12 protein-coding genes are annotated in these 12,704 nt (G+C 65.8%); all 12 read left to right on the top strand.

Features of this window, described 5'->3' with window-relative positions:
- The first annotated feature begins 93 nt into the window (after positions 1-93).
- The 12 genes from LQG66_RS02285 to LQG66_RS02230 all read left to right on the top strand — a co-directional run bounded on the left by LQG66_RS02285 (position 94) and on the right by LQG66_RS02230 (position 12,694).
- Positions 94-678, top strand: coding sequence for a Pvc16 family protein (locus tag LQG66_RS02285; RefSeq protein WP_231322983.1), 585 nt, complete (start codon positions 94-96; stop codon positions 676-678).
- On the top strand, positions 656-1,726 hold the full coding sequence (locus tag LQG66_RS02280; RefSeq protein WP_231322981.1) for a hypothetical protein: 1,071 nt from the start codon (positions 656-658) through the stop codon (positions 1,724-1,726). Before LQG66_RS02285 ends, LQG66_RS02280 begins: the two co-directional genes overlap by 23 nt.
- A gap of 42 nt (positions 1,727-1,768) precedes the next feature.
- Positions 1,769-3,454 (top strand): phage tail sheath family protein, encoded by a 1,686-nt coding sequence (locus LQG66_RS02275; RefSeq protein WP_231322979.1) that lies wholly within the window; start codon positions 1,769-1,771, stop codon positions 3,452-3,454.
- A 29-nt stretch (positions 3,455-3,483) separates the two neighbouring features.
- Positions 3,484-3,957: a phage tail protein gene (locus LQG66_RS02270; RefSeq protein ID WP_231322977.1), complete on the top strand. Its 474-nt coding sequence runs from the start codon at positions 3,484-3,486 to the stop codon at positions 3,955-3,957.
- Positions 3,958-3,965: 8 nt separating this feature from the next.
- A complete protein-coding gene (locus LQG66_RS02265; protein ID WP_231322975.1) occupies positions 3,966-4,415 on the top strand; it encodes a phage tail protein in 450 nt (149 codons plus the stop codon).
- A 1-nt stretch (position 4,416) separates the two neighbouring features.
- Positions 4,417-4,869 carry a phage tail protein gene (locus LQG66_RS02260; RefSeq protein ID WP_231322972.1) on the top strand — a complete coding sequence of 151 codons (453 nt, stop codon included), beginning with the start codon at positions 4,417-4,419 and terminating at the stop codon, positions 4,867-4,869.
- Positions 4,870-4,872: 3 nt separating this feature from the next.
- Entirely contained in the window at positions 4,873-5,037 is a 165-nt protein-coding gene (locus tag LQG66_RS02255; RefSeq protein ID WP_231322970.1) for a DUF5908 family protein, read from the top strand.
- A gap of 3 nt (positions 5,038-5,040) precedes the next feature.
- The gene (locus LQG66_RS02250; RefSeq protein WP_231322968.1) at positions 5,041-5,748 is read left to right on the top strand and encodes a CIS tube protein; all 708 of its coding nucleotides are present in this window, start codon (positions 5,041-5,043) and stop codon (positions 5,746-5,748) included.
- Between the two features lie 9 nt (positions 5,749-5,757).
- A complete protein-coding gene (locus LQG66_RS02245; protein ID WP_231322966.1) occupies positions 5,758-7,395 on the top strand; it encodes a phage baseplate assembly protein V in 1,638 nt (545 codons plus the stop codon).
- A 71-nt stretch (positions 7,396-7,466) separates the two neighbouring features.
- Positions 7,467-7,880, top strand: a complete 414-nt coding sequence (locus LQG66_RS02240) for a GPW/gp25 family protein (RefSeq protein WP_231322964.1) — start codon at positions 7,467-7,469, stop codon at positions 7,878-7,880.
- Positions 7,877-8,311 carry a hypothetical protein gene (locus LQG66_RS02235; protein WP_231322962.1) on the top strand — a complete coding sequence of 145 codons (435 nt, stop codon included), beginning with the start codon at positions 7,877-7,879 and terminating at the stop codon, positions 8,309-8,311. The genes LQG66_RS02240 and LQG66_RS02235 overlap by 4 nt, the downstream gene beginning before the upstream one ends.
- A gap of 3 nt (positions 8,312-8,314) precedes the next feature.
- Positions 8,315-12,694: a baseplate J/gp47 family protein gene (locus tag LQG66_RS02230; protein WP_231322960.1), complete on the top strand. Its 4,380-nt coding sequence runs from the start codon at positions 8,315-8,317 to the stop codon at positions 12,692-12,694.
- The last annotated feature ends 10 nt before the right edge of the window (positions 12,695-12,704 follow it).

Genomic DNA, 12,704 nt, shown 5'->3' with positions numbered 1-12,704 from the left:
TGTAATTATCAATCGCGATCGTTTGGTCGCGGTACTCTTCGCTACGTCGTTGCCAGCCTGTTAGTTGCGGAGCGAGACGTGATTGATCAAGCGATGATTTTCCTCCGCGATCTGCTCAATACGCAATTGATCGGACCGGCAGTTCCCGGGCACGCCACCCCTGCCGAGGATGCCGTCATCTTCCTGGACGGGGACAAGACCGATCCGATCTCATTCCGGATGGGCGCCGTCACGACCATGCTGATCAATGTCGAGCAGGAGCCGATTCTGCGGGCGGCCAATCCGTATCAGCGGCTGGGCGCAGACGGCACCGCCTACCGCGTCCAGCCTGACGTGCGCCTGAACATGCGCGTTCTGTTCGTGGCGCGCTTCAAGCAATATGAGCAGGCGCTGTCGCGGCTGTCGCAGATCATCGCCTTCTTCCAGTCGCATCCGGTGCTGGACCGCCAGACGACGCCGAACATGCCTGCGGGCATCCCGCAACTGGCCCTGGAGCTCGTGACCCTTCCGCTCAGCGAGCAGAACGATCTGTGGAATGCGTTGCGCGCCGCATTCCAGCCCTCCCTGCTCTATCGCGTGCGCATGCTCGTCTTCGAGGACAGCCAGGAAGAGATGACCCGGCCGGTCTCCGGCCCGCCCGAACGAAAGCTGGAACATGCGCTCGGCCCCTCTCTTTGATATCAGCGTCACGCACGACTACTACGCCGACCTGCGCTGCGGCGATTTCGACATCGTGCCCGCCGCGGTGACGGCATCCGCCATGGCGCGGCTGCGGTTGACCCATAAGAGCTTCGCCGACCGGATCCGCATCTATGCCGAGCTGGACGCGAGCGGCGCCGTCATCGCCAGCGGCGCCGCGCCGTTGTCACTCGATTTCGCGCTTCAGCCCCGCGGCTCCAGCTATGCGGCGATCACCAAGCTGAGCGATCTTGCGCAGCAGCCCGCGCCTCTGTTCACCAATGATGGCGTCGCAGCCGCTGATCCCCTGCCGCTGCGTCTGACCACGCGACGCGCACGGACGAACGAGAGCCTGGTCGTATCGACTCCGGCCAGCACCGAGCCGTTCGTGCTAGCCGGCACGCCGCTCGACGGCACCACGGCCGTGGACGTCACGGTCACCGGGGCCGGTCCGGTCAAGAGCCTGGCCACGGGTCCCAAGCGCATCACGGTCGACACCTCCGCGATGACGCGAGGCACCGTTTTCCAGGTCTCCTACCCGGTGCGCGCAACGACGTCGCGCGGGGCGCTCGCCGACATCGCGTTGACGCTGGACGCTCCGCTGCTCAAGCCGACGCCTGCGCCCCGCGCCTTTGTCGTGCCGTTGACTTCCGCGAACAGCAGGTGGGCCTATTACGTGGTCACGGACTTTTCCGGCGACCTCTCGACCCTGACCGTGGTCGATGCCACCCCCGGCAACGGTCCGCGCGCGATCACCGTAGCAGATGCCGGCCGTGTCGAGCTGACGGCGGCGACGGCCAGCACCGACGCGGTCGGCGCGGATCTGATCGGGCGATATCCGGGCCGGCGTGTGGTGCGACTGCTGTCGGACGCGTCGGTCGCAACGCGCGACACGCCGTTCGGCGCGCTCGAGCTGCGTCTCACCAACACGGCCCTGATCGCGCGCCTGCCCAATCCACCCCCCGATCGGCTCTTGCTGCTTCAAACCGATGCGGCGTCGCCGCGCCAGATGGTTCGCTACCAGGTCATACCGCTACTTTCGAACTGATTGCTTCCACCTCTCCTCACCACGTTCCGAAGGTGCATTGTCATGCCGATCTACAAAACCCCGGGCGTCTACGTCGAAGAGATCTCGAGACTGCCGCCATCCGTTGCCGAGGTGTCGACCGCCATCCCGGCATTCGTCGGATACACCGAGAAGGGTCCGGCGATGGCGCGGATCAGTTCGCTGCTGGAATACAACGCCACGTTCGGAGGCGCCAAACCGACCGCCTTCGTCGCCTCGACGGCGACGGATCCCGCCTCGGGACTGCCCACGATCGCGGTGGTCGATCCGGCGGCTGCAGCAGGACCGAGCCCGGACCGGCTGCTGTATTACGCGGTCAGTCATTATTTCGCCAATGGCGGCGGCCCCTGCTATATCTTCTCGCTCGGCGACTACGGGAGTTCCGTCGCCAAAGGCGATTTCAGCAAGGCGCTCGATCTCCTCGCATTGGAGGACGAGCCGACCCTGATCGTCCTCACCGACGCGGTGTTGCTGGCGGCGAGTGACTATTTCGAGATTGCCCAGGCCGCACTCAGCCAATGCGCGCGGCTGAAGGACCGTTTCACCATCCTGGACGTGCCGAAGGGCGATGTCGCGGCATTCCGCAACCAGATCGGCGTCGACTACCTGTCCTATGGCGCCGCCTATCATCCCTACCTGCGCACGTCCCTGAACTTCGCGATCGACGAGAGCAAGGTCCAGGTCAAGATCACCGACGCGCAGGTGCCGCCGACCATCAAGGAAGCACAGTTTCCGGCCAATGATGCCAACGGCCTGATCGTCTCGTTCCAGGGCGCCGACGCCATGACGCCGAAGGTCCAGATCGTCGGCGGCGACAACGCCCAGCCGATCGACATCTCCATCGTCAATGGCAAGCCGACGCTGGTGATCACCAATGTCGCGGGCGGCAAGACCGCCAAACAGGTCGTGGATCGCTGGACGGCGGTGAAGGCCGGCCTGCCGTCCGTCGGCTTCGACATCCGGATGCAGGGCACCGGCTCGGCCGCGTTGCAGCCGACGCCGGCCGGCGATGGCGCCGATCTCGTGAAGGTAGGAGGTGGTGCGCCGCCGACGCCCGCGCTCGGCGACATCAAGCTCACCGACACGGCGCGCTACAACCAGATCAAGGATGCGCTCAGCCGCCAGCGCGTGACGCTGCCGCCGAGCGCCGCGATCGCGGGCATCTACGCCCGCGTCGATCGCGACCGCGGCGTCTGGAAGGCCCCGGCCAATGTCGGCGTGATGGCCATGGTCAGCGTCGACAAGAAGATGACCGATGCGGACCAGGAACTGCTCAACGTCGACCCGACGGCCGGCAAGTCCGTCAATGCGATCCGCGACTTCACCGGCAAGGGCACCATCGTCTGGGGCGCCCGGACACTCGCCGGCAATGACAATGAATGGCGCTACGTGCCGGTCCGGCGCCTGTTCATCACCATCGAGGAGAACACCCGCAAGGCCTCGGGCTTCGCCGTGTTCGAGCCGAACGATGCCACGACCTGGCTGAAGGTCAGGGGCATGATCGAAAGCTATCTGTATTCGCTGTGGGAACGCGGCGCGCTGGCCGGTTCGACGCCGGAAGCGGCCTATTACGTCAATGTGGGCCTCGGCAAGACCATGACGCCGCAGGACGTGCTGGAAGGCCGCCTGATCGTGGAAATCGGGATCGCGGCGGTCAGACCCGCCGAATTCATCGTGCTGCGCTTCATGCACAAGCTGCAACAAGCCTGATCGACATCGACAGATAAGGGAGCGCACACATGGCTGTCAGCGCCGGCGAAATCAAGGCCACCTATCCATTACCGGTCTACAACTTCCGCGTCGAGATCGGACCCAACGCGGTGGCGTTCTCGGAGGTGTCGGGACTGTCGATCCACTACGAGGTCACGACCTTCAAGGAAAGCCCGACCGGTGGCGGCAGCGCAGGTCCCAGGATCGTCCACATGCCGTCGCAGCCGCAGCCGGTCAACGTGACGCTCAAGAAAGGCGTGGCGCGCAGTGCCAGCGTCTCCGCGCTCTACAGCTGGATCAAGACCGTCTCGCTCAACCAGGTCGAGAAGAAGGACGTCGTGATCAGGCTCTGCGACGAGCAGGGCAAGCCGGTGATCAGCTGGACGGTCATCAACGCCTTCCCGACCAAGCTCGACGGCCCTACCTTCGACGCCAAGTCGAACGAGGTCGCCGTCGAGTCGCTCGAGCTCCGCGCCGATGCCATCACCATGACCGAAGCGTGATATCCGCAATGGCCGACGACAAGGCGACACAGAAGCTGCTGTATCCGCTGCCTGGCTACAATTTCCAGGTCGCGGTGGATTCGGACTCGGCAAGCTTCGTCGAGGTGTCGGGCTTGGCCGCGGAGTACGAGACGGTCACCTACCGGCACGGCCTCAGCCGCTGGGAAGGCGAAGACGTGACGCGCTTTCCCAAGCGCAGCCATAGCACGGTGACGCTGAAGAAGGGCGTGATGCCGGGCGGCAAATTCCTGTCGCAATGGCTGACGGCGGATCCGCCGTCGGCGCGCGCTCTCGCGATCAGCCTGTGCGACGAAACGGGCACGCCGGTGGTGGTCTGGCACATCCAGGAGGCGATCCCGGTGAAGCTCGCTGCGCCAGGCTTCGACGTCAACAGCACGCAGATCGCCGTCGAGACGATCGACCTGCTCGCTAGTGGAATCTCTGTCGAGTATCTGTGACATGCCGGTCAAGGACCTCCCCTTAAGCTTCCGCTTCGGCGTGGTCTTCTTCGTCGGCGGCCTCGTGCCGAACCCGATCGACATCCGTTTCCAGAAAGTGTCGGGCTTGGGCGCGACGGTCGCGCTGAAGACGCACGCGGAAGGCGGACAGAACCTCTATACCCACCGCTTTCCCGAAACGATCGGCTACCAGAACCTCGTTCTGGAACGCAGCGCGCCGCTGATCTCCCCGCTCGATATCGAGTTCAACATCTCGCTGTCGCTGTTCAAGTTCTCCGCCTCCAACGTGCTGGTGACACTGCTAGACGACAGCGGCGTGCCGACGGCGGGCTGGATGTTCCTCAACACCTATCCGGTGCGCTGGGCGACCTCGGATCTCGATGCCGCACAGAACGGCGTCGTGATCGATACGATGGAGCTCGCCTACACCCGCATGCAGATCATGAGGCTCTGAGCCATGCCCGTCGAAATTCGCGAGCTGATCATCCGTGCCGTGGTCGATCCGCACAAGGTCGACGAGCGCAGCCATGCACCGAACGGCCCGGCGTTCGACCGCGACGCGCTGGTGCAGGCCTGCGTCGACGAGACCCTGCGCATCCTCCGCCGCGAGAAGGAGCGCTGATCCATGGGCTTTCCCGACCTGTTCAAGCTCGAGAAGCTGCAGATCTCCGCCTTCACCGATGCCAAGCGGCAGAAGAGCAAGGAGATCGAGGGATCGCCCTTCGTGGCGATGTTCAATCCGCAGACCCTGAGCCAGACCAACAGCAACCTGTTCGAGCCGGGCAAGGCCGCGGGCGGCGCCGAGCAGGTCGCGACCTTCATCCGCACCCAGCCGAGCGCACTCGAACTCACTTTGCTGCTCGACGGCACGGGGGTCGAGGAGATGGGCCTCGTCAACCTGTTCTCCGACACCAAGACGGTCAAGGATCGCATCGACAGCTTCCTCGCCGTTGCCTACCAGCCGCAGAGCGAAACCCACGAGCCGAGCTATCTGAACCTGAAATGGGGCAAGTTCAGCTTCAACTGCCGGCTCACCAGCGTCACCATCAACTATACGAGCTTCGAGCGCGACGGCTCGCCGCTGCGCGCCGAGCTCGTGCTGACGCTGACGGCCGATGACGACGTCGCCAAGCAGCAGTCCCAGCTCGCGTTCACATCGCCCGACGTGTCGCATGCGCGCCTGGTCCGGGGCGGCGACACGTTGCCGCTCATGGTTCATGCCGTCTATGGCAGCACGGTGCATACGCCGCGGGTCGCACGCGCCAATGGCCTCAATCATCTGCGCGGCCTGGAGCCGGGCCAGTCGTTGATCTTTCCGCCGCTGTCGCGCTAGGAGCGGAATGTGCCGGACGGCTTCACCATTCCAACCATTCTGGTCGCCGGCAGCGAGCTGCCGCCCGGTTTCGCGCCGCTCTCGATCGACGTGACGTGCGCGGTGAACCGCATTCCGATCGCGGTGATTTCGATCCACGCCAAGGGCGCGGTGGCGGATGAGGCGCCGCTGATGGCCGGTGGTCCGTTCAAACCGGCGGCCGAGGTCGAGATCAAGCTGCGCAGGGCCGGCGAAGAGGACGTCAGCGTCTTCAAGGGGCTCGTGACCGCCTTCTTCGTCCATACGCGCGAGGGCCTGCCGACGCTCGACGTCGTGGTCAAGGACAAGACCGTGAAGCTGACCGGCGCTCGCCACAGCCGGATCTGGACCGACACCGCGGACAGCGACGCGATCCGCGCCATCGTGAGCGACGCGTTGCTGACGGTGGACGACGTGCCCGACACGAAGCCGCAGCACAAGACCCTGGTGCAGCATGATTGCACCGACTGGGATTTCATCCTGACTCGTGCCGATGCGCAAGGTCTGGGGGTCGCGGCCTTCGACGGCAAGGTGTCGCTCAAGAAGCTCGCGGTCGACGGCGAGGCGGCCTACAGCTTCTCGCTCGGGCTCGACCCGATCACCGATCTCCATTTCGAGCTGGACGCCGCGAGCCAGGCTCCGAGCCTCGACGGTGTGGTGTGGGATCCGAAGGAACTTGCTCCTGCCGAGCCTGCGACGGCCGACATGCTGAGCCTGCCGCAGGGCGATATCGGCACCGCGACCGTCGGCGATGAACTCGGCATGGGGGCGGTTCGTCTCACCCATATGGTCCCTCTTCAGCCGGACGAAGTGAAAGCCTGGACGAATGCGCGCTCAGCGCGCGCCCGTCTCGCGCTGATCCGCGGCCGCATGTCGGTCGCCGGCCTTCCCAGTGCCAAGCCGATGGATGTGGCCGAACTCGCCGGACTGGGCGACCTGCTCAACGGCAAGGTGCTCGTCACCGGCGTCCGCCACCGGCTCGACTCGCACGGCTTCTCGACCGACCTGCAGTTCGGCCTGTCGGCCGAGCCCGCCGGCCGTCTGCCGGAGCTCGCCAACATGGAGGCAGGCGGCCTGCTGCCGCCGATCTCGGGCCTCCATCTCGGCACCATCGCCGACTCCTCCGACGAGGATCCGGATGGCGAGCACCGCATCCAGGTCAGCGTGTCCTCCGTCCTCACCGATCCGCCGAAGCCGCTATGGGCGCGCATCGCCAGTCCCGATGCCGGCGACAAGCGCGGCCTCTGCTTCAGGCCGGAACCGGGCGACGAAGTGCTCGTCGGCTTCCTTGGCGGCGATCCACGCCATCCCATCGTGCTCGGGCGGCTCTGGGGCAGCAAGAACAAGCTTCCCGACGGATTCACCGACGCCAAGCAGAAGGGCATCATCGGCAAGAAGGATACGCGCGTCGTTCTCTCCGAAGCCGACAAGCCGTCGATCACGATCAGCACGCCGGGCGGGCGGACGGTCATCCTCGACGACGATGGCGAGAGCATTACGCTGTCGGACAAGAACAACAACAAGTTCAAGCTCGATGCGAAGGGAATCACGATCGACTCGGCCAAGGACCTGATCATCCAGGCCAAGGGTGCAATCAAGATCAAGGGCAGCACGATCGACCTGAACTGATTTGATCCGTTTCAAGTGGCGTGCGGGAGGAAGAGCATGCGGAGCTTCAATTCACACCGAGCGGATCGGACATGACCGCGTCGGCCGGCTATCTCGGACGCGGCTGGGCATTTCCGCCGCAGTTCGGTCCCAACGGATCCGATATCGCGACGGTGGCGGGCGAGGACGACATCGCCCAGAGCCTGACGATCCTGTTCGGCACGGCGCTCGGCGAGCGCGCGATGCGGCAGGATTTCGGCTGCGACGTGTTCCGCTACATGTTCGAGGAGATCGACCAGACGCTGCTGACCTCGATCCGCGAGGCGGTGTCGGACGCGATCCTCTACCACGAGACCCGCATTCGCCTCGACGGGGTCGATGTCGTCGTCGACGGCCAGACGCCGGGCCTCGTGCTGATCGCGATCCGCTACACGGTCCGCGCCAACAATTCCCGATTCAACATGGTCTATCCCTATTACCTCAACGAGGCGGTGAGAACACCGTGAGCGATGTGATCGTGATCGATGGCGACATGGCCACCTTCCAGCCGGGCTTCGGCGCGGCGACGGTCGTCGTGCGCCCGGGTCCGATCACCGCGAGCGGCAAGGCAAAGGTCACCGGCAAGCTCGCCTGCGTCGCCGGGGACGAGAAGAGCGTGTCGGTCGCGGGCTGCATGTACTCGGCCGGCCCTTATTCGATCCCGGGCACCGGAACACTCTCGATCGCCTCGCTCGCGGCGAACCAGCAGGCCAAGACCTCCCAGACGAACAGCAAGAAGCTGCTGCTCAAGGGCGGCTCCTTCACCGCGCGCTTCACCGTCTCGGTGCCCGCAATGCAGCCGCCGCCGGGCCCCGGTTCGCCGATTCCCGACCCGACAGCCACCTATAGCGGCAGCGGCAGCTTCGTTGCAGCCGACACCACCGTGAAGGCGGGATGAGCGATGGCGCAGCAGCCTCCCACCGAGATCCCATCGCCAAGGCGTGACGGCACCAGCCAGCTCGCGCGGCTGCAGGCGACCCGGATCATCTCCGATCGGTACCCGGACGGCGTCGGCGTCGACGAGCGGACGACACGCGATCTGCTGGTTTTCCTGCGCGGGTATGTCGAGAACCTGATCTACTACGATGCCGACAATCAGCCGGCCGGCGATTGGTCCGGTCTCCTCGGCGATCTGACCGACGATCAGATCATGGCCTTCATCGACAACCCGGCGGCGGCGTCCGACGACAGGCTGCGGCGGCCGCATCTCGTGCTGCTGCTGGCCCTGTTCAGGCTGCTCGGCACGGCCAGGGATGCGTTGAACGGCCTCGTCCCGCGCCATCTCGACTACTACTATCGCGACGTGCTGCGGCTGGCGCCGAAGCCGCCGGTCCCGGACCGCGTCTTCGTGCTGTTCGACTTGGCAAATGGCACGCAGGCGGTCCAGATCCCGGCAGGCACGCGGCTGCCGGCGGGACGCGACGCCGCCAAGCGCGAGCGTTTCTTTCGCACGGATGCCGACGTCGTGGTCAACCGCGCCAAGATCAGCAGGCTCGCGAGCATCTTCACCGACAAGCTGCTGATCGGGCTGGCGGAGGCGCGCGATCCCAGGAAGGGCGCGCTCGGCACCAAGGAAGACCGCTTCATCGCGATGCTCCGCCTTGCGTTGGGCGAGCCCTCGCCAGGCGGCCCGCTGCCGTCCTACGCCGGCAAGCCGGTCACCTACCCGCTGCTGCAATCGCTCGCCGCGCTCGTCGCGTTCGCGCCGGCGACGCTGCATCTGCAGCATTACGAGCTGCGCGAACTGATCGATCGCAAGCGCGTGCGTGACAATGCCGGCGCCGACTGGGCCAAGATCAACGCCATCCTGCAGGTGGCCGGCCGCGACGCGCGCCACGATCCGAACTTCGTGCTCAATCCGGCCAATCCGCGCGACTTCAACGCCAACCTTGCCACTGCGCTGAACGGCGCGCCCAACCTTGCGGGCCTCCCGGAGATCACGACCGTCGATGATCTCTACGTGCAGCGCAATCGCCAGGACGTAAAGGATGCGATCCTGCACACGCTGCACATGCCGTCCATCGAGATCTTCGTGACGATGATGGACCTGAAGCGCGCATCCGATATCGATTGGCACGTCATCAATTCGCTGCTCGAACATGCCGGCCAGGACAAGCGCAAGGACCCCACCTATCACCTGAAGGTGACCGATCCCGCCGACTTCGCGACGAACATGAAGGAGGCGATCGGGGCGATCGATTTCACCCCGACCGGCACGACGTCGATCGACACCTATGCCGGCGCGGTCCGCAACCTGGAAGCCTACTTCTTCATGTCCGCCGAGACGTTCGGCGCCATGATGGCGACGGCCGGGCAGCCCGAGGCGAACGTCTCGGAGCACGCCTGGCAGCTGGTCTACGCCGGTCTCGAAGATGCGCTGCGGAAGAAGGTGTTCGCGGCCAGACGCGACGCCCTGCGCAAGACGCGCGAGGCGGCAGCCGATGCCGCGGCCGGACTCAAATTGATCCTGGCCGATGCCGCAGGTGCGGCGCCGAGCGCGGCGACGGACCAGTTGCTGGAGGAGTTGAAAGACTGGGTCGCGGCCGCGGACATGGCCGTTCTCAAAGCCATCGCCGACGCGCCAAAGGCCGCGACCGCCGATCAGTGGACGCAGGCCTACGACATTCTCGAACGTGCTTCGCGCAAGCGCACGCAATTGCCCGATCCGCGGCCACAGCGTCAGGATTGGCTCAATCTGTATGCCTATGCGGACGCATCCGTCGTTCACCCGAGCCCGGAGCTCGCGCAGCGCTGGAAGACGTTCGGCGCGGCTCCTCCGGCACAATCGCCCGATCAGCCGCCGCCCGAGACCATCGGCCTCGCGATCGGCTCGCCGCTGTTCGCGCTCAGCGCCGGGACGCGCCAGATCACTCTCACATTCGGCTTCTACGACGATGGCGGCGGATCGATCGTCGCTGCGCCCGAGCAGCCGTTCTCGGTTCAGGTCAGCACCGACAAAGGCTGGGTCACGCTCGGCGCCGACAAGGTGGAGATCACGGGCGATGCCACCATCGACTACAGCGGGCTCGACGACATCGCGCCGATTCCCGGCACGACCACCCTGATCGGCCTGCGCGTCCGACTGACCCTGCCCTCGACCTTGCCCGCGATCGCCCCGCTGCCGGCGGAACAGGCCCTGCCGGGCTGTCCATGGCCCACCGTGCGGCTGACACTGCGCCAGATCTGGGACGGCACGCTCAATCGCTGGGTGATCCGCTACGCGCGGCTGCGCTCGCTGCGGCTGGCGCGCATCCACATGCGCGCTGCGATCGGATCCTATGTCCTGCCGGCCAAGAGCGGCGAGCCGCTCGGTCCGCTGCTGCTGGAGAACGACCTGGGCTCGCTCGACGGCAAACGGCCGTTCGAGCCGTTCGGGCCACAGCCGGACGCCGGCGCCGTGCTCTGGGTCGGACATCCAGATCTCCTGAACAAGCGGCTGCGGGCGTTCAAACTTCGGCTCGACTGGATGGGCGGTCCCACCGATCTCAACGCCACCTACGCGGCCTATCAGCTCTCGGGACCGTTCACGGTCAAGGTCAGCCTGGTCGACGGCCCCATGATCACGGCGCAAGGCGACGCCAACGCGCTGTTTGTCACCGACAGGAACCGGCGAACGCAGGACGCGAGCAAGCCGCAGCCGCTCGAGATCGCAACCGTCAGCGATTCCGTGCAGCCCTATGACGTCCCATCGCCGTCGACAGCGGCGGCGTCGGCGCGCAACCTGCCGCACGCGCTGCGCCTCGAACTGTCGATCGGCTTCGGCCATCGCGAGTATCCCGGGCTCGCCGCGACCAGAGCGGTCGCGCTCGCGGTCGATGCGGCCGTGTTCGCCAAGTCCGGGGGCACAATCACCTCCGCCAGCTACAACGTCGGCCAGCCCTACACTCCCAAGCTGAAATCCCTGACGCTCGATCTCCTGGCCGGGCACGAGATGCGGATGGAGGCCTATCAGCAGGGTCCATCCTCGGACATGATGTTTCATCTGCACCCGTTCGGGATCGCCGAGGCGAGCGCCGCCGCGACCGGCTTTCCTCTGCTCGCCGACTACGGCAACGAAGGCGAGCTGTTGATCGGCCTCGACGGCCTGCGGCCGCCGCAAACGCTGTCGCTGCTATTTCAGATGGCCGAGGGCAGCGCCAACGCCGACGTCGAGCATCCACCGATCCGCTGGAGCGTGCTCGACCGGGATGGCTGGGTCGACCTGCCCGGCGAAGCGGTCCTGCAGGACGGCACGCGCGGCCTGATCAATTCCGGTATCATCACCTTCGCCCTGCCGCAGGCTGCGCCGGACGCGCGGCTGCCCGTAGGTCCCTATTGGCTGCGCGCCGGCGTGCCCGTCGGTGCCGCCGCAGTGTGTGACACCATCGCGATCCATCCGCAGGCCGCGCTCGCCGGCCGCGAGCTGGTCGATACCTCCGCGGTCGATCTGACGCCGCTGCCGGCAAAGACCATCAAGGCGTTGTTCGCGCCGCTGCCCGGCGTCGCCGCGGTCCGCCAGCCCTACCCGTCCTTCGGCGGCCGGCCGGCCGAGGATCCGCACGGCTTCTACGCCTCCTGCAGCGAGCGGCTGCGGCACAAGCAGCGCGCGGTGACGGCCTGGGACTATGAGCGGCTGGTGCTGCGCCGTTTTCCCGAGGTGTACAAGGTCAAGTGCCTGCCGGCGACCTCGAACGAGGCCGCAACCGACACACGCGACGCGCTTGGACTGGTGCGGCTGGTCATCATTCCGGACATCCGCGGCAAGAGCCTGTTCGACCCATTCGAGCCCAAGGCCTCATCGGCGCTGCTCGCGGACATTGCGGACTATCTGGCGCCGCTGCTGCCCGGGTCGGCACGGCTCAGCGTCGAGAACGCCAGATACGTCCAGGTGCGGATCCGCGTCGGCGTTCGCTTCGTCGATCAGAACAATCCCGCGCTGTGGAAGCAGCGGCTGAACGACGATCTCAACCGCTTCCTGTCGCCCTGGGCGTTCGACGAAGGCGCCGACATCGTCATCGGACGCAGGATCTACGCCAGCAGCATCATCAACTTCATCGACCAGCGGCCCTATGTCGACTACGTCGCCGGGATCAAGCTGTTCTCCAGCGAGGACGGCGAGACCTTCACGCTGGCGCCGCCCGGCGGGCCTGACGGCGACAGCGTCGGATCCGACCGGCCCGATGCGGTGCTGGTGGCGGCGCGGCAGCACGAGATCGACCTGATCGCCGACGAGATCTATCCCGCGGATCAGTTCAAAGGGATCAACTACATGAAGGTCGAGCTTGATTTCATCGTCGGATAATCTGTTTCAC

It is taken from the genome of Bradyrhizobium ontarionense, assembly GCF_021088345.1.
GTDB classification, from domain to species: Bacteria; Pseudomonadota; Alphaproteobacteria; order Rhizobiales; family Xanthobacteraceae; genus Bradyrhizobium; species Bradyrhizobium ontarionense.
Note: the sequence above shows the minus strand (reverse complement) of the source record. Positions and strands in the feature narration are given on the sequence as shown.

What these genes read in the sequence shown, in the direction of transcription:
- LQG66_RS02285 (WP_231322983.1), top strand. Translation starts at nt 94, where the DNA reads ATGATTTTCCTCCGCGATCTGCTCAATACGCAATTGATCGGACCGGCA.
- LQG66_RS02280 (WP_231322981.1), top strand. Translation starts at nt 656, where the DNA reads ATGCGCTCGGCCCCTCTCTTTGATATCAGCGTCACGCACGACTACTAC.
- LQG66_RS02275 (WP_231322979.1), top strand. Translation starts at nt 1,769, where the DNA reads ATGCCGATCTACAAAACCCCGGGCGTCTACGTCGAAGAGATCTCGAGA.
- LQG66_RS02270 (WP_231322977.1), top strand. Translation starts at nt 3,484, where the DNA reads ATGGCTGTCAGCGCCGGCGAAATCAAGGCCACCTATCCATTACCGGTC.
- LQG66_RS02265 (WP_231322975.1), top strand. Translation starts at nt 3,966, where the DNA reads ATGGCCGACGACAAGGCGACACAGAAGCTGCTGTATCCGCTGCCTGGC.
- LQG66_RS02260 (WP_231322972.1), top strand. Translation starts at nt 4,417, where the DNA reads ATGCCGGTCAAGGACCTCCCCTTAAGCTTCCGCTTCGGCGTGGTCTTC.
- LQG66_RS02255 (WP_231322970.1), top strand. Translation starts at nt 4,873, where the DNA reads ATGCCCGTCGAAATTCGCGAGCTGATCATCCGTGCCGTGGTCGATCCG.
- LQG66_RS02250 (WP_231322968.1), top strand. Translation starts at nt 5,041, where the DNA reads ATGGGCTTTCCCGACCTGTTCAAGCTCGAGAAGCTGCAGATCTCCGCC.
- LQG66_RS02240 (WP_231322964.1), top strand. Translation starts at nt 7,467, where the DNA reads ATGACCGCGTCGGCCGGCTATCTCGGACGCGGCTGGGCATTTCCGCCG.
- LQG66_RS02230 (WP_231322960.1), top strand. Translation starts at nt 8,315, where the DNA reads ATGGCGCAGCAGCCTCCCACCGAGATCCCATCGCCAAGGCGTGACGGC.